This is a genomic window from Rhodanobacter caeni (assembly GCF_039523575.1).
Taxonomy (GTDB): domain Bacteria; phylum Pseudomonadota; class Gammaproteobacteria; order Xanthomonadales; family Rhodanobacteraceae; genus Rhodanobacter; species Rhodanobacter caeni.
The window spans coordinates 836,445-861,458 of sequence record NZ_BAAAFO010000001.1; the positions used below are offsets into that span (position 1 = coordinate 836,445).

The 25,014-nt window shown below is 67.9% G+C and carries 23 protein-coding genes; 9 read left to right on the top strand and 14 right to left on the bottom strand.

Annotated elements, in window-relative coordinates:
* The first annotated feature begins 40 nt into the window (after window positions 1-40).
* Complete coding sequence (locus tag ABD017_RS03850; RefSeq protein WP_343880305.1) at window positions 41-1,150, top strand: PilT/PilU family type 4a pilus ATPase; 1,110 nt, start codon at window positions 41-43, stop codon at window positions 1,148-1,150.
* Between the two features lie 7 nt (window positions 1,151-1,157).
* On the opposite strand, the gene mnhG is transcribed toward ABD017_RS03850, so the two are convergent.
* Genes mnhG through ABD017_RS03880 form a run of 6 tightly spaced genes read right to left on the bottom strand, consistent with a single transcriptional unit; the run spans window position 1,158 to window position 7,077 of the window.
* On the bottom strand, window positions 1,158-1,505 hold the full coding sequence (gene mnhG, locus ABD017_RS03855) for a monovalent cation/H(+) antiporter subunit G (protein ID WP_343880307.1): 348 nt from the start codon (window positions 1,503-1,505) through the stop codon (window positions 1,158-1,160).
* A complete protein-coding gene (locus ABD017_RS03860; protein WP_056079290.1) occupies window positions 1,502-1,783 on the bottom strand; it encodes a K+/H+ antiporter subunit F in 282 nt (93 codons plus the stop codon). Before ABD017_RS03860 ends, mnhG begins: the two co-directional genes overlap by 4 nt.
* On the bottom strand, window positions 1,780-2,265 hold the full coding sequence (locus tag ABD017_RS03865) for a Na+/H+ antiporter subunit E (protein WP_343880311.1): 486 nt from the start codon (window positions 2,263-2,265) through the stop codon (window positions 1,780-1,782). Before ABD017_RS03865 ends, ABD017_RS03860 begins: the two co-directional genes overlap by 4 nt.
* Before the next feature lie 11 nt (window positions 2,266-2,276).
* Window positions 2,277-3,845: a monovalent cation/H+ antiporter subunit D gene (locus ABD017_RS03870; protein ID WP_343880313.1), complete on the bottom strand. Its 1,569-nt coding sequence runs from the start codon at window positions 3,843-3,845 to the stop codon at window positions 2,277-2,279.
* Window positions 3,842-4,180, bottom strand: a complete 339-nt coding sequence (locus ABD017_RS03875; protein WP_343880315.1) for a Na+/H+ antiporter subunit C — start codon at window positions 4,178-4,180, stop codon at window positions 3,842-3,844. Before ABD017_RS03875 ends, ABD017_RS03870 begins: the two co-directional genes overlap by 4 nt.
* Entirely contained in the window at window positions 4,180-7,077 is a 2,898-nt protein-coding gene (locus ABD017_RS03880) for a monovalent cation/H+ antiporter subunit A (RefSeq protein ID WP_343880317.1), read from the bottom strand. Before ABD017_RS03880 ends, ABD017_RS03875 begins: the two co-directional genes overlap by 1 nt.
* A 223-nt stretch (window positions 7,078-7,300) precedes the next feature.
* Between ABD017_RS03880 and ABD017_RS03885 the strand changes: the two genes are divergently transcribed.
* A complete protein-coding gene (locus tag ABD017_RS03885) occupies window positions 7,301-8,179 on the top strand; it encodes a universal stress protein (RefSeq protein WP_343880319.1) in 879 nt (292 codons plus the stop codon).
* 107 nt (window positions 8,180-8,286) lie between these two features.
* On the opposite strand, the gene maiA is transcribed toward ABD017_RS03885, so the two are convergent.
* Entirely contained in the window at window positions 8,287-8,973 is a 687-nt protein-coding gene (maiA, locus tag ABD017_RS03890) for a maleylacetoacetate isomerase (RefSeq protein ID WP_425543652.1), read from the bottom strand.
* A gap of 101 nt (window positions 8,974-9,074) precedes the next feature.
* Between maiA and ABD017_RS03895 the strand changes: the two genes are divergently transcribed.
* A complete protein-coding gene (locus ABD017_RS03895; RefSeq protein WP_343880323.1) occupies window positions 9,075-10,253 on the top strand; it encodes a phosphoglycerate kinase in 1,179 nt (392 codons plus the stop codon).
* A complete protein-coding gene (locus tag ABD017_RS03900) occupies window positions 10,253-10,918 on the top strand; it encodes an HAD hydrolase-like protein (RefSeq protein WP_343880325.1) in 666 nt (221 codons plus the stop codon). The genes ABD017_RS03895 and ABD017_RS03900 overlap by 1 nt, the downstream gene beginning before the upstream one ends.
* A gap of 54 nt (window positions 10,919-10,972) precedes the next feature.
* Here ABD017_RS03900 and mfd read toward each other — a convergent pair whose 3' ends face one another.
* Window positions 10,973-14,575 carry a transcription-repair coupling factor gene (gene mfd, locus ABD017_RS03905; protein ID WP_343880327.1) on the bottom strand — a complete coding sequence of 1,201 codons (3,603 nt, stop codon included), beginning with the start codon at window positions 14,573-14,575 and terminating at the stop codon, window positions 10,973-10,975.
* 139 nt (window positions 14,576-14,714) lie between these two features.
* Window positions 14,715-15,983 carry an alkaline phosphatase family protein gene (locus ABD017_RS03910; RefSeq protein ID WP_343880329.1) on the bottom strand — a complete coding sequence of 423 codons (1,269 nt, stop codon included), beginning with the start codon at window positions 15,981-15,983 and terminating at the stop codon, window positions 14,715-14,717.
* A 56-nt stretch (window positions 15,984-16,039) separates the two neighbouring features.
* On the opposite strand from ABD017_RS03910, the gene ABD017_RS03915 reads away from it, so the two are divergent.
* The gene (locus ABD017_RS03915; protein ID WP_343880331.1) at window positions 16,040-16,495 is read left to right on the top strand and encodes a hypothetical protein; all 456 of its coding nucleotides are present in this window, start codon (window positions 16,040-16,042) and stop codon (window positions 16,493-16,495) included.
* Window positions 16,496-16,532: 37 nt separating this feature from the next.
* On the opposite strand, the gene ABD017_RS03920 is transcribed toward ABD017_RS03915, so the two are convergent.
* From ABD017_RS03920 to ABD017_RS03940, 5 genes are all read right to left on the bottom strand, one after another.
* On the bottom strand, window positions 16,533-17,078 hold the full coding sequence (locus tag ABD017_RS03920) for a methylated-DNA--[protein]-cysteine S-methyltransferase (RefSeq protein ID WP_343880333.1): 546 nt from the start codon (window positions 17,076-17,078) through the stop codon (window positions 16,533-16,535).
* On the bottom strand, window positions 17,075-18,580 hold the full coding sequence (locus tag ABD017_RS03925; RefSeq protein WP_343880335.1) for an AlkA N-terminal domain-containing protein: 1,506 nt from the start codon (window positions 18,578-18,580) through the stop codon (window positions 17,075-17,077). The genes ABD017_RS03920 and ABD017_RS03925 overlap by 4 nt, the downstream gene beginning before the upstream one ends.
* 89 nt (window positions 18,581-18,669) lie before the next feature.
* Complete coding sequence (locus ABD017_RS03930) at window positions 18,670-19,047, bottom strand: response regulator (protein WP_343880337.1); 378 nt, start codon at window positions 19,045-19,047, stop codon at window positions 18,670-18,672.
* Window positions 19,048-19,127: 80 nt separating this feature from the next.
* Window positions 19,128-19,517: a response regulator gene (locus tag ABD017_RS03935; RefSeq protein ID WP_343880339.1), complete on the bottom strand. Its 390-nt coding sequence runs from the start codon at window positions 19,515-19,517 to the stop codon at window positions 19,128-19,130.
* Entirely contained in the window at window positions 19,468-20,226 is a 759-nt protein-coding gene (locus ABD017_RS03940; protein WP_343880341.1) for a sensor histidine kinase, read from the bottom strand. Before ABD017_RS03940 ends, ABD017_RS03935 begins: the two co-directional genes overlap by 50 nt.
* Before the next feature lie 188 nt (window positions 20,227-20,414).
* Between ABD017_RS03940 and hutU the strand changes: the two genes are divergently transcribed.
* The 4 genes from hutU (at window position 20,415) to ABD017_RS03960 (ending at window position 24,940) form a co-directional block, all read left to right on the top strand.
* Window positions 20,415-22,109, top strand: a complete 1,695-nt coding sequence (gene hutU / locus ABD017_RS03945; protein WP_343880343.1) for a urocanate hydratase — start codon at window positions 20,415-20,417, stop codon at window positions 22,107-22,109.
* 353 nt (window positions 22,110-22,462) lie between these two features.
* Window positions 22,463-23,143: a hypothetical protein gene (locus ABD017_RS03950; RefSeq protein WP_343880345.1), complete on the top strand. Its 681-nt coding sequence runs from the start codon at window positions 22,463-22,465 to the stop codon at window positions 23,141-23,143.
* A gap of 124 nt (window positions 23,144-23,267) precedes the next feature.
* Entirely contained in the window at window positions 23,268-24,350 is a 1,083-nt protein-coding gene (locus tag ABD017_RS03955; RefSeq protein WP_343880347.1) for a helix-turn-helix transcriptional regulator, read from the top strand.
* Window positions 24,351-24,487: 137 nt separating this feature from the next.
* Entirely contained in the window at window positions 24,488-24,940 is a 453-nt protein-coding gene (locus ABD017_RS03960) for a hypothetical protein (protein WP_343880349.1), read from the top strand.
* Window positions 24,941-25,014: the final 74 nt, after the last annotated feature.

Genomic DNA, 25,014 nt, shown 5'->3' on the forward strand with positions numbered 1-25,014 from the left:
CATAATCCTTCATTGCAACGCACACGGACAGGGGCCATACGTGGACATCGGTTACTTCCTGAAGCTCATGGTAGACAAGGGCGCGTCGGACATGTTCCTGTCGACCGGCGCTCCGGTGAACATCAAGGTGGAGGGCAGGCTTTACCCCCTGGGCAACACCGGCCTGCCCAACGGCATGGTCAAGAAGATCGCCTATTCGCTGATGGACGAAGGCCAGGTACCGCAGTTCGAGCGCGACCTGGAACTGAACATGGCGCTGGCGGTGAAGGACGCCGGCCGTTTCCGCATCAACGTGTTCAAGCAGCGCGGCGAAGTGGGCATGGTGATCCGCGCGATCAAGAGCGAGATCCCCAGCATCGACCAGTTGCAGCTGCCTTCGATTTTCCGTGACCTGATCATGGAGCCGCGTGGCCTGATCCTGGTGGTGGGCGCCACCGGCTCGGGCAAGTCGACCACGCTGGCGGCGATGCTGGACCATCGCAACACCCATTCGTCGGGCCACATCCTCACCATCGAGGACCCGATCGAATACCTGCACCGGCACAAGAAATCCATCGTCAACCAGCGCGAGGTGGGGCTGGACACCCACAGCTACCACGAGGCGCTGAAGAACGCGATGCGCGAGGCGCCGGACGTGATCATGATCGGCGAGATCCGCGACACCATCACCATGGAGGCGGCCATCGCGTTTTCCGAAACCGGTCACCTGTGCCTGGCCACGCTGCATTCCAACAACGCCGACCAGACGCTGGAGCGCATCCTCAACTTCTTCCCCGAGTCGGCGCACAAGAACGTGCTGATGAACCTGGCCCTGAACCTGCGCGCGGTGATCAGCCAGCGCCTGGTGATGGGCAAGGACGGCCGGCGCATTCCCGCCGCCGAAGTGCTGCTGAACACGCCGCTGATCCGCGACATGATCCGCCGCGGCCAGATCCACGAGGTGAAGGAGGCCATGGACCGCAGCCTGCAGGCGGGCATGCAGACCTTCGACCAGTCGCTCTACCGGCTGTACAAGGAAGGTCGCGTCGACCTGGACGAGGCCTTGGCCAAGGCCGATTCGCGCGATGGCCTGGCGCTGAAGATCCGCCTGGCCGAAGGCGGCAGCAACGAGGAGCTGGCCGGCAACGATCCGTACGGCATGGGCTTCTGAGGGCCAATCATTCGGACGGGGGCGGCGACTCCTGCCAATCTTCCACGCGGTCGCGGTACAAGGCCGCGCGCACCAGCAGCATCAGCGTGATCGGCGTGGTCAGGGTGAGGAACACGCCGATCAGCACCTCGTAGAAGATCGGCCGCCCGTGCACCAGCGAGAAGCAGGCGATCGACCCGGCCAGCATGAAGAAGGCGCCGAACGTGGTGCCCAGCGTGGGCGCATGCACGCGCTTGTAGAAATCCTTCAGGCGCAGCAGGCCCAGCGATCCGACGAAGGCAAAGCCCGCGCCCAGCAAGACCAGCACGCCCACCAGCATGGCGGTCCACGGCGGCAACGCATCGAGATGGTTCATTCGATCACCTCGCCACGCAGCAGGAACTTGGAGAAGGCCAGCGTGCCGGCAAAGCCCAGCAGGGCGATGATCAGGCCCGCCTCGACGTACAGTTCGCTGCCGGTGCGGATGCCGATGCTGAGCAGCAACAGCATGGCGTTCACGTACAACGCGTCCAGCGCCAGCACGCGGTCCTGCGCACGCGGTCCGCGCACCATGCGAATGATCGAAAAGGCCATCGCCAGCAGCAGCAGGTACTGCGCCGCCACGATGGCGAACGCGAGGAATCCATGGCTCATTGGAAGATCTCCAGCAGGGGGCGCTCGTAGCGCTGCTTGATCGTGTCGATCCAGCTCGCCTCGTCGACCAGGTCCAGTACGTGGATCAGCAGCACGTTGCGGGCCGAATCGTGGTCGACCCAGATCGTGCCCGGGGTCGAGGTGATGATGCACGCCAGCGCGGCCAGTCCGTAAGGATCGGTGAGCTGCAGCGGGATCGCCACGAATCCCGACGTGAACCTTCCGCGCCGGCGCAGGACGATCTGCGCCACCGCCAGGTTGGAGCGCACGATGTCGCGCACGACCCGCAGCAGCAGTTTGAGCAGCAGCGCGTAATGGTGCACCCGCGCCCGCGGCGGGCGCAGCTTGCCGAAGGCCCACGCCAACCCCAGCGCGATCACCACCCCACTGGCCACCGTGGCCGGCGCCAGGCTCTGCCGCAACACCAGCCAGGCCAGCAGCAGGAAACCGGCCATCAACGGATGCCGCAGCCAACGCCTCACGTGCCAGTGCCTCATGGAAACACCGCACGGATGTAATGGGCCGGCGCGTGCAACTGCTCGGCGGTGGCCGCCAGGTAGCGCAGCGGCGCATCGGCCCATACGCTCAAGGCCAGGCACGATCCAAGCAGGACCAGTACCGACACGGCCTCGCCCAGGCGGATGGCGGGAAACGCCCAGTCCTCATCGGCCCAGAAGATCTGGATGCCGGTGCGGCACATCGCGACCACGGTGCAGAAGCCCGCCACCACGACCAGGGTGAACAGCGCTGCCGCACCGCGGCCCGCGCCGGTTTCCAGCATGGGCGCCAGCAAGGCGAACTTGGCCAGGAAGCCGGACAGCGGCGGCAACCCCGCCAGCACCAGGGCGCAGACCAGGAAACACATCGCCAGCAGCGCCACCGGCGCCGGCAACGTGGGCCGGCTCTCGTCCTCGTCGGCGTACAACGCCTCGCCGGCCGGATCGTACGGCTCCAGCAGCGGGGTCGCCTCGGCCTCGTCGTCCGGCGCCAGCATGCCGGCCAGCAGGAAGAAGGCGGCGATCGCCAGGGTGGAAATCACCAGGTAGGCCAGCGCGCCCGCGGTGACCGCCGGATGCTGCAGGCCGATGGCACCGAGCAGGGTGCCCGAGGAGATGAGCACGTTGTAACCGGCCAGCCGACCCAGATCGCGCGCACCCAGCATGCCGACCACGCCGACCGCCACGGTCGCCATGCCGCCCCACAACAGCCAGCTGTCGCCGAAGCCGGCCGAGACCGGGCCGGCGCGGTCGCCAAACAGCAGCAGGCTCAGGCGCAGCAAGATGTACACGCCCACCTTGGTCATGATCGCGAACATCGCCGCCACCGGCGCGGTCGCCGCGGCATAGGTGCGCGGCAGCCAGAAGCCCAGCGGCCACATTGCCGCCTTCACCAGGAAGGCCACGCCCAGGATCGCGGCACCCGCATGCAGCAGGGCGCGCGTGTTGTCCGGCACCGTGGGGATCAGCCGCGCCAGCGCCGCCATGTTGAGCGTGCCGGTAACCCCGAAGATCAGGCTGACGCCGACCAGGAACAGCATCGAGGCCAGCAGGTTGACCGCGATGTAGTGCAAGCCGGCGCTGACCCGGCGCGCGCCTGGCCGATGCAGCGCCAGGCCATAGGTGGCCGCCAGCAGCACCTCGAAAAACACGAACAGGTTGAACAGGTCGCCGGTGAGGAAGGTGCCGTTCAAGCCCATCAGCAAAAACTGGAACATCGGCTGCACCGGGCCGCCCGGCTGCCGCCAGCGATCCAGCGCGCATGGCAGCAGGGCCAGCGCCAGCACCGCGGTAAGCAGCAGCATCAGCGCCGACAGCCGGTCGGCCACCAGCACGATGCCGAAGCGGGCCGGCCAGTCGCCGATGCGGTAGACCGCCGTCAGGCCATCGCCGGCCGAGGCACCGGCGACCGCAGTCAGCAACGCGGCGGCCAGCAACACCAGGGCCACGCAGGACGCCACGCTCAACCCGGCCACCAGCCGCCGTCGCCGTTCGCCCACGAGCAACTGCAGCGCCGCCACCAGCAGCGGCAGCACGATCGGCAGCACCAGCAGATGCGCGCTCATGGCGTGCCGTCCTTGCCGTCGACGTGGTCGTTGCCGGTGAGCCCGCGCGAAGCCAGCAGCACCACCAGGAACAAGGCGGTGGTGGCGAAGCTGATCACGATCGCGGTGAGCACCAGCGCCTGCGGCAGCGGGTCGGCGTAGTGCGCGATGTCCGTGCCCTCGCGCAGCACCGGGTCGGCGCCCGTGCGCAGGCCACCGATGCAGAAGATGAACAGGTTCACCGCATAGGAGATCAGGGTGAGGCCGATGATCACCTGGAACGTGCGCGGGCGCAGCAGCAGCCACACGCCCGAGGCCGCAAGCACGCCGATCGCCAGCGCCAGCACCGCCTCCATCAGCGATCTCCCCCGGCATCCGCCACCGGCTCGCCCATGACCCGCGGGCGGCGCAGCGACTGGTGCGCCAGCGCCACCAGCATCAGCGAGGTGGCGCCCACCACCACGCAGAACACGCCCAGGTCGAACAGCATCGCCGTGGCCAGCGGCAGCTCGCCCAGCAGCGGCAGCTCGGCATGGCGCGAATGCGAGGTGAGAAACGGGTAGCCGAACGCGATCGAGCCCAGTCCGGTGCTCACCGCCAGCAGCAGGCCCGCGCCGATCCAGCGCAGCGGCGCCACCCGCAACCGCACCTCCACCCAGCGAGCGCCGCGTGCCATGTAGAGAAGGATCAGCGCCACCGACACCGTGATGCCGGCGGCAAACCCGCCGCCGGGCAGGTCGTGCCCGCGCAGGAACAGGTGCAGGCCGAACAGCACGATCACCGGCGCCATCAGCTGCACGATCAGGCCGGGGATGCGCAGGTAATCGACCACCATCGAGGTGGTGGCGCCGTTGTCGGAGGCCTCGAAGGCCGCCTGCAAGCGTTGCTGTGCGGGCGCGTCCACGCTCTCGATCGCCGGCCGGAAGCGACGCAGCAGCGCGAACACCGTCAGCGCCACGATCGCCAGCACGCTGATTTCTCCCATGGTGTCGAAGCCGCGGAAATCGACCAGGATCACGTTGACCACGTTGTGCCCGCCGCCCTCGGTGTAGGCGCGCTCCAGGAAAAAGTGCGAGATCGAGTCGGCCACCGGATGCAGCATCGCCGCATAGGCCAGCGCCGCCAACCCCAGCCCCACGCCGGCGGCGATCACCATGTCGCGGTGGCGGCGCAGGCGGGCGCGGCGGGTGTCCGGCGCCAGGCCGCTGATGCGCTTGGGCAACCAGCGCAGGCCAAGCAGGATGACGATGGTGGTGACCACCTCGACCAGCAACTGGGTTGCCGCCAGGTCCGGCGCCGACAGCCACACGAAGCTGATGCACGACACCAGCCCGGCGCCGCCGGTGAGCAGCAATGCCGCTAGCCGGTGGAATTTCGCCTGCGTCGCGGCGCCCACCGCGCAGGCCCCGCCCAGCAGCCACAGCAGCGCGAACGCGGGATCGACACCGGAGCCGTGCAGCGCCAGCGGCAGCGGCGTCCCCCACATCGCCATGCCCGCTGCCAGCGACGCGGCCAGCACGATCAGCAGCAGTTGCGGTTGCAGCCGGCGGCTGGGAAACGCGCGCTCCAACGTGGCCGGCAAGGTGGCGGTGAGCAGCGTCAGCACCCACTCGAACATCCGCCGACCGCTGAACCGGCCGATCAGCGGCAGCGTTTCGCGCGCCGCGAACCGTGCGCGCAGCACGGCGTAGATCAGGCAACCGGCCACCAGCGCGATCGCGCTCATCAGCAGGGGCGGGGTCAGGCCGTGCCATACCGCCAGGCTGAACGCCGGCGTGTCGTGGCCCAGCACCGAGCGCGCCGCCGCCCGCAATGGCGGCCCGATCATCCGCGCCGGCAGCGTGCCCACCAGCACGCAGGCCAGCGCCAGCAAGCCGATGGGCAGGCGCATCCAGCGCGGCGGTTCGTGCGGTTGGTGCGGGTAGTCATCGCGCACCGGGCCGAAAAACACGCCCACCGCAAAGCGCAGCGAATAGACCACGCTGAAGGCGCTGGCCAGCACCGCGATGGCCGCGGCGACCATGTCCACCGCCGGCCCGCGGTGGGTGGTCAGCGCCACCGCAAAGAACATCTCCTTGGACAGGAAACCGTTGAGCAGCGGCACGCCGGCCATCGCGGCGCTGGCGATCACCGCCAGCGTGGCGGTGATCGGCATGAAATGGCGCAAGCCGCCCAGGCGCCGCAGGTCGCGCGTGCCGGTCTCGTGGTCCACCGCACCGGCGGCCATGAACAGCGACGCCTTGAACGTGGCGTGGTTGACGATGTGGAAGATCGCCGCCACCGCACCCAGCGTGCTGCCCAGGCCGATCAGCATGGTGATCAGCCCCAAGTGGCTGATGGTGGAATAGGCCAGCACCGCTTTCAGATCCTGCTGGAACACGGCCGCCGCCGCGCCCAGCAGCAGCGTCAGCAGGCCGGCGCCGCCCACCAGCCAGAACCAGGCGTCCGTGCCGGACATCACCGGCCAGAAGCGCAGCAGCAGGAACACGCCGGCCTTGACCATGGTCGCCGAATGCAGGAACGCCGACACCGGCGTCGGCGCCGACATCGCCTGCGGCAACCAGAAATGGAACGGGAACTGCGCGCTCTTGGTCAGCGCGCCCAGCAGCACCAGCACCAGCATCGGCGTGTACAAGGCGTCGGCACGCACGCGCTCGCCGGCGGCCAGGATCACGTCCAGGTCATAACTGCCGGCAATGTGCCCCAGCAGCAGCATGCCCGCGAACAGGCACAGCCCGCCGCCCGCGGTGACGATCAACGCCATGCGCGCGCCCTCGCGCGCCGAGGCGCCCTGGTTCCAGTAGCCGATCAGCAGGAACGAGAACAGGCTGGTCAGCTCCCAGAAAAACACCAGCTGGATCACGTTGCCGGACATCACGATGCCCAGCATCGATCCCATGAAGGCCAGGAGCAGCGCGCAGAACCGGTTCAGCGGATCGTCCGGCGGCATGTAGTAGCGGGCGTACACGCCCACCAGCAGGCCGATGCCGCAGATCAGCATCAGGAACAGCCAGCTGAAGCCGTCCACGCGCAGCACCAGGTCCAGCCCCAGCGACGGCACCCACGGGATGACGTGGCGCAGCGCGCGGGCGCCTTCCATCGCCGGATAGATGCCCACCGCCAGCAGCAGGCACGCCGCCGCGGCGGCGATCATCGACCACGTGGCCCACGACCGCCCGCGCACCATCAGCACAGCCACGCTGGCCAGGAAGGGCAGGCAGAGCATGGCGAGCGCAGCGGAGTCGTAGGGCATCGGGCCACCGTTGGGGGGAATACGCCGGCAGCACCGGTCGCGAAGCGCACGCACCGGCAGGCGCTTCCGTGGGCGGAAGGCGAGTCGCGGAAACGGACGCCGTTGCCCGAGTCTACAAGCCGCGTCGATCCACCCGCAAAGCTCTATAGTCGTATCGTGCCGCCGGCCTGCGAACCGCGCCGGCGCGCCATCATGCCAACCTGTCGGGACAAGGAGAGCGCGCATGAACGCGACCGCTTCAAGCCTCGCGCCACCACAAAAAATACTGCTGGCGACGGACCTTCGCAGCCACGGTGACCGCGCCCTGGATCGCGCCGCGCAACTGGCCTTGCAGTGGGGCGTGCCGCTGCACGTGGTGCACGTGCAGCCGTGCCCCGGCGAGGACGAGCTGGCGCCGCTCAACCAGCCGTCGTGGCGGCCCGGTCGCACCAGCCCGATCGTGGTGGAGCGGCAGATCCGTCGCGACCTGCGACAGGACGTCGCGGCGCTGGCCATCCATGTGGTCGATGGCGACCCCGCCGAGGCCATCCTCGACGTCGCCGCGCAGCAGGCCTGCAACCTGATCGTGCTGGGCGCATCCGAGCCGTCCTCGCCGAGTGCGCTGGGCCGCGTAACCGAGCAACTGCTGCGCAAGTCGCCCGTCTCCCTGCTGGTGGTCAAGAGCCGGCCGCACGGGGCCTACGCCAACGTGGTGGTCGGTACCGATTTCACCGACGAATCGCGCTGCGGCCTGACCACCGCCGCCAGTTGGCTTCCCGACGCCCGGCTGACCCTGATGCACGTGCTGGACATCCCGTACACCTCGCTGTGGCTGGACGCCGAGCACAGCACCGGTCTGGCCCGCATGGAAATGGCCACGATGCGATCCTTCCTCGACAGCACACCGCTTGCCGTTGAGGTGAGGGCGCGGGTATTGCCGCTGATCGAACACGGCCACCCGGAGATCGTGCTGCGCGACCATGTCGTGCAGGAGGAGTCGGACCTGGTGGTGATCAGCGCCTTCCGCCGCGGCCTGGCGTTTCACCTGCTGGTGGGCGGCACCTCGCGCCGCATCGTGCCGGCCGTGCCCAGCGACGTGCTGCTGGTGCGCGCGCAGCCATGATTTTCGCTCCCCCGAAGGGCTGAGGGGCTTCCACGACGCAGGGCAAAAGCGCCCTCATCCGCCTTCGGCACCTTCCCCCGCAAGCGGGGGAAGGAATCGTGTGCGTTCTAGACGGCGTCCGGCTGTTGTTCCGGCGCTGCGCGCTGGAACGCCTCCAGCTCGTTGCAGGCGGCGTGGATGCGTTGCAGTGTGGGGTAGTTCTGCAGCGGCAGCTTCCAGCGCAAGGCGTTGTAGAACTGCGGCACCAGGCAGGCGTCGGCCAGGCCCGGGTCGTCGCCGTGGCAGTAGCGGCCGGTAGCGGGGTTGTCGGCCAACATCGCTTCCAGCGCATCGAAGCCGGTGGCGATCCAGTGCCGCGACCATTCCGCGCGTTGCACGTCGTCGGCGCCGAACTGCGCCTCCAGGCGCTGCAGCACGCGCAGGTTGCCCAGCGGGTGGATGTCGCAGGCCACCGCCATCGCCAGTTCGCGCACGCGGGCGCGACCGCGGCTGTCGGCCGGCAGCAGGGCCGGTTCGGGAAAGGTCTCGTCCAGGTATTCCATGATCGCCAGCGACTGGGTGATCGCGCGGTCGCCGTCGAGCAGGCAGGGGATCAATTGCTGCGGGTTCAGGGCGCGGTAGTCGGCGCCGTGCTGCTCGCCGCCGTCGCGCAGCAGGTGCAGCGGTCGGTAGTGGTAATCCAGCCGCTTGAGGTTGAGCGCGATGCGTACGCGATAGACGGCGCTCGACCGCCAATAGCCGTACAGGGTCAGCGTGGGGGTCAAGGCTCGTCTCCTGCGGGTGATCGGGACCATGCCGCGGTTTGCTTCGACGCCGGTGGCGCCGGACAATAGGCGGTTCCCGCCGGGTCGCCTCTGGCCCGGCGGCCTTCCAAACATATCACTGGAGTCCTGCCGTGTCCGTCACCCGCATGAGCGATCTCGATCTGCGCGACAAGCGCGTGTTGATCCGCGAAGACCTGAACGTGCCGATCGACAACGGCCACATCACCTCCACCCAGCGCCTCGACGCCGCCCTGCCCACGATTCGCGCCGCCCGCGACGCCGGCGCCAGGGTGCTGGTGCTGTCGCACCTGGGGCGCCCGAAGGAAGGCCAGTTCGATGCCGAATCCTCGCTGGCGCCGGTGGCCACATGGCTGGGCGAGCAGCTCGGGTCGCCGGTGCGGCTGGTGACCGATTACCTCGACGGCGTCGAGGTGGCCAGCGGTGAGGTGGTGGTGCTGGAGAACTGCCGCATGAACGTGGGCGAGGGCAAGGACGACGACGCGCTGGCGAAGAAGTATGCGGCGCTGTGCGACATCTTCGTGATGGACGCGTTCGGCACCGCGCACCGCGCGCAAGCCTCCACCCATGGCGTGATCAAGTTCGCCCCCGTGGCGGCGGCCGGCCCGCTGTTGTCGGCCGAGCTCGACGCGCTGGGCAAGGCGCTGGAGAACCCGGCGCGCCCGCTGCTGGCGATCGTGGCCGGCTCCAAGGTATCGACCAAGCTGACCTTGCTGGAAAACCTCATCGGCAAGGTCGACCAGCTGATCGTTGGCGGCGGCATTGCCAACACTTTCATCGCGGCGATGGGCCTGCCGATCGGCAACTCGCTGGTGGAGCCCGACCTGATCGACGCTGCCAAGAAAGTGATGGCCGATGCCAAGGCCCGCGGCGCCGACGTGCCGGTGCCGGTGGACGTGGTGGTGGCGCCCACCTTCTCGGCGCAGGCGCCGGCCACGGTAAAGGCGGTGGATGAGGTGCACGAGGGCGAGATGATCCTGGACATCGGCCCGCGCACCGCGCAGATCTACGCCGACATGATCGCCAAGGCAGGCACGGTGGTGTGGAACGGCCCGGTGGGCGTGTTCGAGTTCGACGCGTTCGGCAAGGGTACCGAAACCCTGGCCCGCGCCATCGCCGCCTCGCCCGCGTTCTCGATCGCCGGCGGCGGCGACACGCTGGCCGCGGTGGACAAGTACGGCATCGCCGACGACGTCTCCTATATCTCCACCGGCGGCGGCGCGTTCCTTGAGTTCCTGGAGGGCAAGGAGCTGCCGGCGGTCACCGCCCTGAAGGCGCGGGCGTCGAAGTAATGCTTTGCCTGTTCGACCTCGACGGCACCCTGATCGATTCGGAGCTGGGCATCTTCAGCTGCATCCGCCATGCGCTGGTGCAGATGGATGTGCCGGCGCCAACGCCGGAGGTCTTGCGCGACTGGATCGGCCCGCCGCTGCACCAGGGCTTTGCCGCGTTGATGGACAACGATGCGGCGAAAGTCACCGCCGCCATCGGCCACTACCACGATCGCTTCAAGGCGATCGGCTGGCGCGAGCACACGGTGTATCCGGGCATGGCGCCGTTGATCGACGGCCTGCTGGCGGCCGGCCACCAGCTCGCCGTGGTCACCAGCAAGCCGCGGCTGCACGCGTTGCCGATCGTCGAGAACCTGCCGTTCGGCGCGGCGTTCCAGCATGTATACGGGCCCGAGCCTGGCAACCCGCATTGCGAGAAGGCGTCGATGATCGGCGCCGCGCTGGCCGATTTCCGCTGCGCTCCGGCGCATGCCGTGATGATCGGCGACCGGCGTTTCGACATGGAGGGCGCGGCGGCCAACGGGGTTCGCGGTCTCGGCGTGCTGTGGGGTTTCGGCGGGCGCGAGGAGTTGGCGCTGGCTGGGGCGACTGCCATTGCTAACGATCCGCAGGAACTGGCTGATCTCATTGCCGATGCCGGGGCGCCTCAGGCCATTGGCGCTTAGGGGTTTTTACCGTCATTCCAGCGTTCGCTGGGATGACGACCCATAGAACCGCGCTCAATCGGGCCGGCGCGCGCCCAACGTCACCAGCAATTCCTGCGCCGCGCGTACCCGTTCGGTAGCACCGGGCAGATCCATGACGACCTTCAGCTTGTCCTGCCCATCCAGCTTGTAGATGCGCGGTTGGCGCTGGATCAGGTTGATGATGGTCATCGGCTCGATCTCGGGTTTTTCGCGGAACACGATGCGTCCGCCGGCGGCGCCCAGATCCAGCTTGCGGATGCCCAGCGGGGTGGCCATCAGCTTCAGCGTGGCCACCGCGAACAGCTGCTTGGCACTATCCGGAAGTAGACCAAATCTATCGATCATCTCCACCTGCAGGTCGCGCAGGTCGCCGTGGTCGCGGGCGCTGGCGATGCGCTTGTACAGCGTCAGGCGGGTGTGCACGTCGGGCAGGTAGTCGTCGGGGATCAGCGCCGGCAGGTGCAGTTCCACCTCGGTCTCGTGTTCGCTGGTGAGGTCGAAGTCCGGCACCTTGCCCGATTTCAGTGCGCGCACGGCGCGGTCCAGCAGCTCGGTGTAGAGGCCGAAGCCCACCTCCTGGATCTGGCCCGATTGCTCCTCGCCCAGCAGCTCGCCGGCACCGCGGATTTCCAGGTCGTGCGTGGCCAGGGTGAAGCCGGCGCCCAGTTCTTCGAGCGAGGCCAGCGCTTCGAGCCGCTTCTGCGCATCGGCGGTGATCGAGCGGTGGTCGGGCACGATCAGGTACGCGTAGGCGCGGTGGTGCGAGCGGCCCACGCGCCCGCGCAACTGGTGCAGCTGCGCCAGGCCGAAACGGTCGGCGCGGTCGATGATGATGGTGTTGGCGGTGGGAATGTCGATGCCGGTTTCGATGATGGTGGTGCAGGCCAGCACGTTGAAGCGCTGGCGGTGGAAATCCGCCATCACGCTCTCCAGCTCGCGCTCGGGCATCTGGCCGTGGGCGATGCGGATGCGCGCCTCGGGCACCAGCTCCTCCAGCTCGCGCACGGTGCGTTCGATGCTCTGCACCTCGTTGTGCAGGAAATACACCTGGCCGCCGCGCGACAGCTCGCGCTGCAGCGCCTCGCGGATGGTGGCCGGGTCCCACGCGGCGATGAACGTGCGCACGGCGGTGCGGTGGGCGGGCGGGGTGGCGATCAGCGACAGGTCGCGCAGGCCGGCCATGGCCATGTTCAGCGTGCGCGGGATCGGCGTGGCGGTCATCGTCAGCAGGTCGACTTCGGCGCGCAGCTTTTTCAGCTGCTCCTTCTGTCGCACGCCGAAACGCTGCTCCTCGTCCACGATCACCAGGCCGAGGTTCTTGAACTTCACGTCGGGCATCAGCAGCTTGTGCGTGCCCACGATCACGTCGATCTGGCCATCGGCCAGGCGCTTCAGTGCCTCGTTCACCTCCTTGCCGGACTTGAAGCGCGACAGCACGTCCACGCGCACCGGCCAGTCGGCGAAGCGGTCGGCGAAATTGCGGTAATGCTGCTGCGCCAGCAGCGTGGTGGGCACCAGCACGGCGACTTGCCGGCCCGCGGTGGCGGCGGCGAACGCGGCGCGCAGCGCCACCTCGGTCTTGCCGAAACCCACGTCGCCGCAGATCACCCGGTCCATCGCGCGCGGCGCGGCCAGGTCGTTCAGCACGGCCTCGATCGCGCTTTCCTGGTCGGGCGTTTCCTCGAACGGGAACGCGCGACCAAATTCCTCGATCAATTGCCGGTCGATCGGCAGCGACTCGCCGCCGCGCGCCTCGCGCTGGGCGTAGATCGCCAGCAGCTCGGCGGCCACGTCGCGCACTTTTTCCGCGGCCTTCTTGCGCGCGCGCTCCCACGCGTCGCCACCCAGCGAATGCAGCGGTGCCAGCTCCGGCGCCGTACCGGAGTAACGGCTGACCAGGCCCAGCTGCGCCACCGGCACGTACAGCTTGTCGCCCTTGGCGTATTCGATGGTGAGGAACTCGCCATCCATGCCGCCCACGTCCATCGACAGCAGGCCCTGGTAGCGGCCCACGCCGTGGTCGACGTGCACGATCGGCGCACCGATGGTGAGCTCGGTGAGATCGCGGATGATGCTGTCGGGATCGCGCGCGGTGCCGCGGCGGCGCTTGCGGTCGCGCTCGCTGCGCACGCGCTCGCCGTAGAGCTCGCGCTCGGTGAGCACGGTGATCGGCGGTTTGGTGAGCGCGAAACCCTGCTCGAGCCCCGCGATGGTGATGGCGAACTTTGCTCCCTCCCCTGCTCGCAGGGGAGGGTTGGGGAGGGATGCTTTTGCTGTTGCTTCTTCGCCAGCCGGAGCGACCTCCTCCCGGCCTCCCCCTGCAGGCAGGGGGAGGAGAAAATCGGACCAGCTCTCCACGTTTTGCGGCTTCAACCCCGCCGCCGCCAGCGTCTCGATCAAGGCCTCGCGTCGGCCCGCCGAATCCGCCGCGATCAGCACACGGCCGGGATAGCTGGCCAGGAAATGCCGCAAGGAGGTGCCGGGCTCCTCGCCTTTTCGGTTGAGCGGCAGCTCGGGCGCGGGTTGCGTGCCCACGGACACGGCGTGCTCGTGGCCCGGTTCCACCACTTCCACCCGCAGCCGCTTGTTGAGCTGGGCGCGCCACTGTTCCGGCGGCAGGTACAGCTCGGCCGGCGGCAGCACCGGGCGTTCGATGTCATGGGCACGCTGGTCGTAGCGTTCGGCGGTCTGCGCCCAGAACTGCTCCGCGGCGGCGCCCACGCCTTCGCCCAGCACGAACAGCGCGTCATCGGCCAGGTAGTCGAACAGCGTGGCCGTACCTGTATGCGGGTCCGCCGCAACACCCCGCACATCCATGTGCGGACTCTTCACATCGAAGAACAGCGGCAGGTAGTACTCGATGCCGCCGGGCGTGACGCCTTCCTTGATGTCCTGGTACAGCGGGCAGCGGCGCACGTCGATGGGAAAGCGCTCGCGCAGGTTGCTGCGGAACGCCTTGGCCGATGCGTCGGTGAGCGGAAACTCGCGCGCGGGCAGCAGCTCGATCTTTTCCACCTGCTGCTGCGAGCGCTGGCTTTCCGGGTCGAAGCTGCGGATCGACTCCACCTCGTCGTCGAACAGCTCGATGCGGTAGGGCACATCGCTGCCCATCGGGTAGATGTCGATCAGCGCGCCGCGCACCGCGAAATCGCCGGGCTCGGCCACCTGCGGCACATGCCGGTAGCCGGACGCTTCCAGCCGCCGCTGTTCCTGCGCCAGGTCAAGCTTTTGCCCCTTGTCCAGCACCAGGCCGGCGCCGGTGATGTGGCTGCGCGGGGCGATGCGCTGCATCAGCGTGGCCACCGGCACCACCAGTACGCCGCGCTGGGTGGAGGGCAGCCGGTACAGCGTGGCGATGCGTTGCGACACGATCTCCGGATGCGGGCTGAACACGTCGTAGGGCAGGGTTTCCCAGTCCGGGAAATGCAGCACCGGCAGCGTGCCGCCGAACACGCGCAGCTCGTCCTCCAGCGCACGGGCGCGTTGGGTGTCGCGCGTCACCGCCACCACCAGGCCGGCATGCGAGCGCGCGGTTTCCGCGATCAGCAGCGCGCGCGAGGAGCCATCCGGCGGCGTCCAGTAGCGGCGCTGTTTTGGCGTGGTGGGCAGGGGAGGGTGCGGCAGGGCTTTCGACATAAGACCAATCTGGCCGCGGCGCGAACGTGCCCCGCGCGATGGCGTCGGTGGGCACGATCGCACGGCGGCGATGACGTGGAGACAAGCGGCCAAGTGTAGCGCGCGGAGGGTTTATCGACCGCCGCAGGATCGGTCGGCTTCAGCGTGACGCCGGGCGCAGCATGTCTTCCACGGCGGTGTAATCGCCGTCGTTCGGCAGCGCGGGAATGCCCAGCAGATGCGTCATCAACGGGTAGACATCGACATTCGCGAACGGCGGCACCGCAAGGCCCGCACGGAAATCCGGCCCATGCGCCACGAACAGCGCCTGCATCGCGGGCGCGGCATTGTCGTAGCCGTGCTCGCCCACGCTGACGTGGCCCTGGTGGCTGGCCAGGTACGCCGCGGTGGTAATGCGCCAGCCCACGTGCGCCGAACACAGCAGCTGCGGCACGCGGGCGTTGTGGCCGTAGGCGAAACGCGCCGGTACGCGGGTCTTGTCCCAGCAATCCATGTGCGGCTGCGGTTGCTCCAGCTTCTGCTCGATGCGGGCGAACGCGGCCTGCGCGGCGGGCGAATCGGACAGCGGGTTGAAGCCGGCCAGCACGCCCAGGCTCACCGTCTGCACCTGGTCCAGCGGAATCAGCTTGTCGATCGGCACGCTGTTGCCCAGCGGCACGCTGGCCATGCCATGGTCGGACAGCACGATCAGGTTGATCCGCTCGAACAGGCCGCGCTCGCGCAAGCCCGCCACCAGCCGCGCCAGCGCGGCATCGGTACGGCGCAGCGCGTCATCCACCTGCGGCGAATCCGGACCGTAATGATGGCCGGCGTGGTCGACGTCGTCGAAATAAAGGGTGAGAAAACGCGGCCGCCGGTTGGCGGGCAGGTCCAGCCAGGCCAGCACCTGATCCACACGCTGGTCGGGCGTGATGGCACCGTCGTATGGCTTCCAGTAATCCGGATGCCTGCCGTGGATGTCGGCCTCCGAGCCCGGCCAGAACATGGTGGCGGTGCGCAGGCCGTGGCGGTCGGCCGTCTCCCAGATCGGCGTGGCCTGATCCCACCAGCGACCGTCGCTCACCGCCTTGCGATTCTTAAGCGAGAACTTGCCCAGCTGCGGATCGAACATGGTGTTGTTGACCACGCCGTGATGGTCCGGGCGCAGGCCGGTGACCAGGGTGTAGTGGTTGGGAAACGTCAGCGACGGAAACGAGGGTTGCATCGACCGCGCCCGCACGCCATCGCGCGCCAGCATCGCCAACGTCGGGCTCAAGCCGCGCGCGAGGTAGTCGGGGCGGTAGCCGTCGATCGAGACCAGCAGCAGCGCAGGCGCGCTGTCGGGCTTGCCCGCCGTTGACGGCTGCGTGGCGCAGCCGGCGCCGAGCGCAAGCAGCAACGCGCCCAGCAGGCGCAACAGGATATTCATGTGCGATGCCTAGAATGGAACGGAACGATCGCCCATGATCGCGCAGATGCATGACCATGACATGGCTACGCTCCCGCTTTGACGCACGCATCGGCTGGCTGATCGGCCTCGGCCTGGCGTTGCCGCTGGGCGTCGCGCTGGCCGCGCCGCAACAGTCCGGCCAGCGCAAGCCGACCACGCCGCCGGTGCCGGCCACCGCGCCGCCGCTGCGGGTGGCGCCGATCCCGCCGCGACCGAATCTGCAATTCCAGCAACAGGTGCAGCAACAGCAACTGCGCAAGGAATTCCAGCAAAGCCAGATCCGCGGGCAACTGCAGCAGAGCGTGTCGGACGTGGCCAGGCAGCCGTATGCGAACAACCCGTACGCCGGTCAGCAGTTCGACCGCGCCGATGACGCGCGGCGCGATCGCGATCGTGCCCAGCAGCAAAGCCTGATCGATCGCTACTGGGGCTTGCCGTTGCCGCCGCCCCCGCCGCCACGCGGCAAGCCGACGCCGTCGCACGACAAGTGACGTCTCCCGCTTTGACGCGGCAGGCGGTGCGCCGGAGTCAGCGGCTGGCAGCGCCCTTCGCGAAAAGATCACCGCGGGCCGTCCGATCCTCCAGCGCCAGCAGGAACTGCTTGATCGGCAGCCCGCCGCTGAAGCCGGTGAGGCTGCCGTTGCCGCCGATCACGCGATGGCAGGGCACCACGATCGATAGCGGGTTGCGGCCGTTCGCGGCACCTACGGCGCGCGAGGCGGCGGGGTTGCCGACCCGGCGCGCCAGCTCGCCGTAGCTGATCGTGGTGCCGTAGGGGATGAGCCGCAGTTGCTGCCATACCGCCAACTGGAACGGTGTGCCAAGGGGGTGCAGGGGTAGCGAAAACTGCTGCCGCTCGCCGGCGAAGTATTCCTGCAGCTGCGTGCGTGCCGCCGCGATCGGCGCGGGCAGCCGCGCGGCATCGGCGAGTACCCAGTCCGGCTGTATCGGTTCCGGCCGGTTCTCGTGTTCGAACCAGATCTCGCGCAGACCGTCGCTGTCCGCAATCAGGCGCAGCGTGCCGACCGGGCTGGGCATGTAGAAATAGTGGATGGTGTCGGGGGGCTTGTTCATGGGCGGGTCTTTCGTGGTGTGGGTGACGTGCGCGGCGCGGGTAGCGCATCCGCGGTGCCGCGCCACAGGTGGATCACGGCGTATGCGCGCCAGGGTCGCCAGGCGTCGGCGCGTTGGCCGAGCGCTTTGGTGGTCAGCGGCGTCGAGTCGGTGGTGGCGGCGCGGCGCAGGATCAGGTCGGCGGCGGGGAACGCGTCCGGCTCGCTCAGCGCGCGCATCGCCATGTAGTGGGCGGTCCATTCGCCGATGCCGGGCAGGGCGACCCAGCGCGCCACGAAGTCATCCAGCGACTGATCCGCCCGGAAGTCCACGCGTCCGTCCAGCACGGCCTGCGCCATGCCGCGCACGGTCGCGGCGCGCGCGGTGGTGAGGCCGACCTCGCGCAGCTCGGCCTGCGCCAGCACGCCCGGTGTGGGAAACAGGCACTCCAGGCCCGGCATCGGCGCTTCCGCCAGGGGCTGGCCCCAGCGCTGCACGATGCGCGTGGCCAGCGTGCGCGCCGCCGCCACGCTGATCTGCTGGCCCAGGATCGCGCGCACCGCTATCTCGAAGCCGTCCCAGCCGCCGGGCAGGCGCAGGCCCGGTCGGCGCGCCAGCAGCGGGCCAAGGACGGCGTCACCGCGGAACGTGTCCGCGATGACCTGCGGGTTCGCGTCCAGGTCGAACATCCGCCGCAATGTCGTCACCACGCCGAGCAACCGGCTCGGTTGCGGGCAATGCAATTGCAGCCGCAGCGCGTGCTCGCCGGGCCACGCACTGAGCCGCAGCCAGCCCGGCGCATCGGCGGGACCGAACACGCGTGCGTAGCTGTCGTCATCCACGCGCTCCATCCCGGGCATGGCGCGCGTGCGCAGGAACGCCAGCAACTCATCGAACGCGTACGGCGGCCGGTAGCCCAGCCGCAGCACCAGCGCATCGCCAGCGGCCGCGCGCGGGTGGCGGCGAAGTTCGCGTGGTGCGATGCGGTTCGCCTGGGCGAACGCGGCGTTGAAACGGCGCAGGCTGCGGAATCCCGACGCCAGCGCCACCTCGGTCACCGGCAACGCGGTTTCCGTCAGCAATTGCTTGGCGAACAGCAATCGGCGCGTGGTGTGCACGCTGATCGGCGGCGCACCGACGCGCTCCACGAACAGCCGTCGCAACTGGCGCGCGCCGACGCCGACATGCGTGGCCAGTTGCGGCAGCGAGCTTTCCTCCAGCGCGCCGCTTTCGATCAGCTTCAGCGCGCGCGCCACCACGTGGTCGCCGCGCTGCCATTGGTCGTTGCCCGGTGACAGCTCCGGCCGGCAGCGCAGGCAGGGGCGGAACCCGGCCGCCTCGGCGGCGGCCGCGTTTGCGTAGTAGCGCACGTTCGCCCGCTTCGGCACGGGCGCGGGGCACACAGGCCGGCAATAGATGCCGGTGCTGCTGACGGCGGTGAAGAACAATCCGTCGAAACGCGCGTCGCGGCTGAGCCGCGCCTGTTCGCAGATGTGCGGGTCGGGCAGGGGTGTGGTGTCCATGCGCGCAGGCTAGCACCGCGCCGTGGCGCAAACTCGCCGTTTTCGGACATCAATGGATGGCGTCTTGCCGGCCCGTCGCCGCGTGCGGGTCAGCGCCCGGCGTGCGCGCTGCGGCCGCAGGCGGTGTCGATCGCGCGGCGCAGTTCGCTGGCGGTGTACGGCTTGGAGATCGTCGGCACCGACAGGTAGCGTGGCGGGATCTCCCCCGGCGACCGGCAACTGGCGATGATGCACGGGATGCCGCGCTCGGCCAGCCGGTCCAGCAACGGATAGGCCGTGATGCCTTGCAGTTGCAGGTCGACCACGGCGATATCGAAGTCTTCCGTCGCCACCGCTTCCATGGCGTGGTCGAACACGGCGATGCAGCGGACCACCGTGCAGCCAAGCCGGCCGAGTACGTCCGCAAGCGTGCCGGCGAGGAGAAAATCATCCTCGAACACCATCACTCGCAACCCTGCGATATCCATCAGTGCGCCCTGCCGTGCCGGTTTCGTCGGGGTCCCCAGATGCCCAGCATACGCAGCGCGAGGGCGCTATGCCACCGTTGTCATTCGACGGCGTGCGGACTGTTGGTGGAGGCGATCCGGTTAAGGGTCGCCATCAGCGTGCGGGTGCGGACCGGCTTCTCCAGCACCGTCAATCCGGTGTACGCGGGCGGTAGCTGGCTGGCGCCGCAGCCGGTCAATACGCATACCGGAATGTGTCGCGATTTCAGCGAGGCCAGCAAGGTTTCGGTGGTGGTGGCGGCCAGGCGGTAATCGATCAGCGCCATGTCCGGCGGCGATGTCCGCAGCAGGCCGATGGCCGCCGGCACGGTCGCGACCGGTCCCAATACGCGATAGCCGCCGTCTTCCAGCGCGGCTTCGAGCGTGGTGGCGACCAGCAGCTCATCCTCCACCACCATGACGACCTGGCCGTCGGGATGTACCGCGTTCATGCCCGTGCTCCTCGGGCACCTGCAGCAAGGGCAGGTGCAGCGTGGCCAGCAATCCTCCACGGGCATAGGTGAGCGTGCTGTGACCCTGCAGCTCGTACGCCAGCTGGCGCTCCACCATCAGCGTGCCGAAGCCCCGGTGCGACGGTTCGGCCACCGGCGGTCCGCCCGATTCGGTCCAGCGGATGGCGACGGCGTCGGCTCGGCCGCCAGCGTTTTCCCAGCGCACGTCCACGCGTCCTTCCATGTTGGACAGGGCGCCATGGTTCAGCGCGTTGGCAGTCAGTTCGTGAAGGACCATGCCCAGCGCCAGGGCCTCGCGAGGAGCGAGCGCCAACGGTGGTCCGTCCAGCGAGAATCGCCGCGGATCGGCAACCGCGGCCAGCGTTTCGTGCACCAGTTCGTGGAAAGACAGCGCCGACCAGCCCGCTTCCGTCAACATTTTGTAAGTGCGCGCCATGGCGTGCAGGCGCTCCTGGAACATGTCCAGCGTGTCATCGTCGACGTGCCTGGCCAGCGTCTGGCTCGCCATCGCGCTGACGGCCGCCAGCATGTTGCGCACGCGATGGTTGAGTTCGCCGATCATCGCCTTGTGGCGCACGTCGGCCTCGGCCAGTGCCTTGGTCGACACCGCCAACGCCTCGTTCGCGGCGCGCAGTTCATCCATCAATTGCGCCACGTTGGGCAAATCCTGTTTCTCCAGCGAGGCCATGGCCTGGTTCCGGTGGGACGCCTGTTGGCGCAAGGGCTGCACGACGGTGGCCGAGTGTACACAGCGCGAGGTGATCGCCGATTCACGCCAGCACACCCGTGGCTGAGGTGGGTCGTGTCGCCGGGACCGGCCCGCATGCAAGCCTGGGTCAGCGCCTATACTCGATCGTCTTCGTACGGAGGCCATCGATGAACGCACCCACCCGCATCGACACCACCCGCACCATCCGCGCCCCGCGCGGCAGCACGCTCACCTGCAAGAGCTGGCTCACCGAGGCGCCGTTCCGCATGATCCAGAACAACCTCGACCCGGACGTGGCGGAGAACCCGGCCGAGCTGGTGGTGTACGGCGGCATCGGCCGCGCCGCGCGCAACTGGGAATGCTTCGACGCGATCCTGCGCAGTTTGCGCGATCTGGAGGACGACGAAACCCTGCTGGTGCAGTCCGGCAAGCCGGTCGGCGTGTTCCGCACGCACGCCGACGCGCCGCGCGTGCTGATCGCCAATTCCAACCTGGTGCCGCACTGGGCCACCTGGGAACACTTCAACGAGCTCGATAAAAAGGGCCTGATGATGTACGGCCAGATGACCGCCGGCTCGTGGATCTACATCGGCTCGCAGGGCATCATCCAGGGCACCTACGAAACCTTCGTCGAGATGGGCCGCCAGCACTACGGCAGCAACCCCGGATCAGGTCCGGGGCAGGCTCTGAAAGGCAAGTGGCTGCTCACCGCCGGCCTCGGCGGCATGGGCGCGGCGCAGCCGCTGGCCGCCTCGCTCGCCGGCATGTGCAGCCTCACCGTCGAATGCCAGCAGAGCCGCATCGACTTCCGGCTGAAGACCCGCTACGTCGACGAGCAGGCCACGGATCTGGACGACGCGCTGGCGCGCATCGCGAAATACACCAAGGCCGGTGAAGCAAAATCCGTCGCGCTGCTCGGCAACGCCGCCGACGTGCTGCCCGAACTCGTGCGCCGCGGCGTGAAGCCCGACGCCGTCACCGACCAGACCAGCGCGCACGACCCGGTCAACGGCTACCTGCCACAGGGCTGGACGGTGGAGCAGTGGTTCGAGCGCCGCCAGGCCGACCCCGTCGGTACGGCGCGCGCCGCCAAGCTGTCGATGAAAACCCACGTCGACGCGATGCTCGCCTTCCACGCACAAGGCATCCCCACCTTCGACTACGGCAACAACATCCGCCAGATGGCCAAGGACGTCGGCTGCGACAACGCGTTCGCCTTCCCCGGCTTCGTGCCCGCCTACGTGCGCCCGCTGTTCTGCCGCGGCGTCGGCCCGTTCCGCTGGGTTGCGCTGTCCGGCGATCCGGAAGACATCTACAAGACCGACGCCAAGGTCAAGGAACTCATCCCCGACGACAAGCACCTGCACAACTGGCTCGACATGGCCAGGGAGCGCATCAGCTTCCAGGGCCTGCCGGCGCGCATTTGCTGGGTGGGACTGGGCCTGCGCGACAAGCTGGGACTGGCGTTCAACGAGATGGTGCGCAACGGCGAGCTGAAGGCGCCGGTGGTCATTGGGCGCGACCATCTCGACTCCGGCTCCGTCGCCTCACCCAACCGCGAAACCGAATCCATGCAGGACGGCAGCGATGCCGTCAGCGACTGGCCGCTGCTCAATGCCATGCTCAACGTGGCCAGCGGCGCCACTTGGGTGTCGCTGCATCACGGCGGCGGGGTAGGGATGGGTTACTCGCAGCATGCCGGACTGGTGATCGTGTGCGATGGCACGAAGGAAGCGGACGAGCGGATCGCGCGGGTGCTGTGGAATGACCCGGGCACCGGCGTGATGCGACATGCGGATGCGGGGTATGAGATTGCGGTGGAGTGTGCGAAGGAGCAGGGGTTGAGGTTGCCGATGGTGTAACTGTCACGGATCTGTTTGCGGGCCATACGGCATCGCCGTATAGCTCTCATCGTGTGGATAAGGAGTCTGCCAGGTACGAATTCATCGAGTCGTCGGTGTTCGCACGGTACGTGGGCGACTACCTGCCCCCGTTCTTGCCGCCAGCTACATCGCGGCTGCACACAGGCGCCAGAGTACCGATTCCATGGCCATGGAATCAGCCCGCGTTGCGGTGAATTACCTTGCTCAAGCTCGCTCCCGCGCTGCCGCTACACAAGTGTGGTGCCAATGTCCCCGCCAGGAGACATCTGGACGGCACGGGGGCCAGTTGTGGATTGGCCGGGCGGCAACATACGCAAGGACAAAGGACGCAGTTGCACACGGATACCGCCACCTCGGACGCATTGCGCGAACGCCATCGCGCCATCCGCGAAACACAGAGCCAGGCACTGGCTACGCGCCTGCACCGGTCGCTGAGCTGGCTGCAGCGCGCCGAGCAGGACACGGGCGACGACGACGCCCGTTTCATTCACCTGTGGATCGCGCTCAACGCCGCCTACGCCAGCGAGTTCAGTGACGAGCGCGAACACGCGCGCATGGGCGCCTTCCTTGAGCGCATCGTGGCCGCCGATCACGGGCAACGCCTGCACGCCCTGTTGTTTCGCCAGTTCAGCGGCCCGATTCGTCTGCTGATCGACAATCGCTACGTGTTCGCGCCGTTCTGGCAGGCGCTGCGCGAGCACGACGCCAGCGACCGCTGGAAGCGTGCCTTCGAGCGCAGCCGCAAGGACGCCATGGACGCGCTGCTGGCGCATCGCACCGCCGAACTGCTCGGCATCGTGCTGCGTCGCCTGTACGTGTTGCGCAACCAGTTGGTGCACGGCGGCGCCACCTGGAACAGCTCGGTCAACCGCGCCCAGTTGCGCGACGGCTGCGCCATCCTCGGTGCGCTGCTGCCGCTGTGCATCGAGCTGATGATGGCCACGGACGCCTTCGACGACGACCCCGTGGCCTACCCGGTGATAACGGAGCTGACCCGTGGAGCCGGCCGATGAACCGGCCCAGTACGCTGCAGGCGACGCCATTTGTCGCACCTCGGCGGCAGCCTGTGCGGGTGTTCCACGCCAAACCGCTCGCCACCGCATGCACACCACGGCTCCGTCCGTTCATGGTGCGGCCATGAGCCGCCACGAGCCCAAGGATCCGCTGATCCGCAACCTTGTGCTGCTGGGGCTGATCCCGCGCCACCCGCGCAGCATCTCCACCGTGGCGCTGCGCGACGCGCTCGCCACCCAGGGCTTCGACATCAACCTGCGTTCGCTGCAGCGCGACCTGGTGGACAAGCTCAGCGGCCGGTTCCAACTGCTGTGCAGCGTCGACGACCCGGACCCGGCTATTGCCCGCCAACGTCCCTACCGCTGGTCGTTCGCTCCTACCGCCCAGCTCAGCCTGCCCGGCCTCACACCCGCCGCCGCATTGGCCATGCACCTGGCCGAAGGCCACCTGCGCCACCTGCTGCCGCCCGGCGTGCTGGCCCAGCTCGCGCCGCAGTTCGAGGAAGCCCGCCGGCAACTGCAGGGCATGCAGCACAATCAGCTGTCACGCTGGGCGCAGCGCGTGCGCGCCCTGCCCAACGGCAAGGCCCTGCTGCCCGCCAGCGTCGACCCGCAGGTATGGGAGCAGGTGGCCACCGCGTTGCTGGACGGCCGCCAGCTACAGGTGGACTACCTCAGCCGCGCCAAGGGCGAGATCAAGCCCATGACCCTGCATCCCAGGGCGCTGGTGTCGCGTGGCCCGGTCAGCTACCTCATCGCCACCGTCGGCGACTACAGCGACGTGCGCCACTTCGCCCTGCACCGCATCCAGCGTGCCGAGCCGCTGCCCGACGCCGCCCGGGACGACGGCTTCGACCTCGACGCCTACCTCCCCACCGCCGCCTTCACCCCGCGGCAAGGCACCGGCACCGTGCAACTGGTCGCCGACATCGACCCCGACCTCGCCTGGACGCTGCGCGAAACGCCGCTGAGCGAGGATCAGGTGCTGGAGGCGTTGCAGGGGTCGGATTGGGTGCGGCTCAAGGCGAGTGTGGCGGATGACCAGGAGACGTTGGGATGGATGTGGGGATGTGGGGAGAAAGTGCGAGTCCACGAGCCTAGAAACTGGGAGAGTGAAATAATATGTAGAGTTGAAAATATTCTCGACATTTACAGCAAGAAAATTTCTGATCAACATGGGGCCGAAAGTGAACGGCACGAAAAATGATGAAAAGCAGCAAGTTGATGTTGCTAAAGACAGTATGGCACATTGGAAACATCGCCAGAGATACGTTCGTCTCAAAGGAAAGTTTCGTCTGACAAGCCTTTTGTCGTCAGGCAGTCATTTCAATTAAGGGGATTGCCATGGATACCAAAAAAGTCACAGGTGTTGCAGGCGCTGCTGCTGCGGCAAGTGCAGCCGCAATGTTCATCCCTGGCGGATTTATTGTAGGCCCCGTAGTGGCAGCTATAACTTCGGCCCTGGCAGCATCGCAAAGGGAACTCGAAGATGCTGAAGGGAAGCCCATCGAATCATTGAGGGAAACCGCTGCAAGGCAGCAGATAGTCATGGATCTCCAAGCCCATCACGCTCGCGTGGCACAGGAAATGTCAATAGCACAACGAATTTCCTCATCCAGGGAGGTTGAAATCGAGGAGTATTATGACTTCTCCGGTAAAGGATCTGCCGGCGTAAAGACACAGGAGAAAGATATTGCGCTTGGATTGTCCGGCGAAGGTAGGAAAGTCACTAAACGAGTAATTAAGTTCAAGGGTTGGGAAAGTGATAAGGAAGTCGATGTGAGTGAGCTTGGGTAGCTATTTGCACAAGTAACGACACCAACTGTCGCCCACTCCCTTCACCATCTCCCTCACACCCACCAAGGAGACCG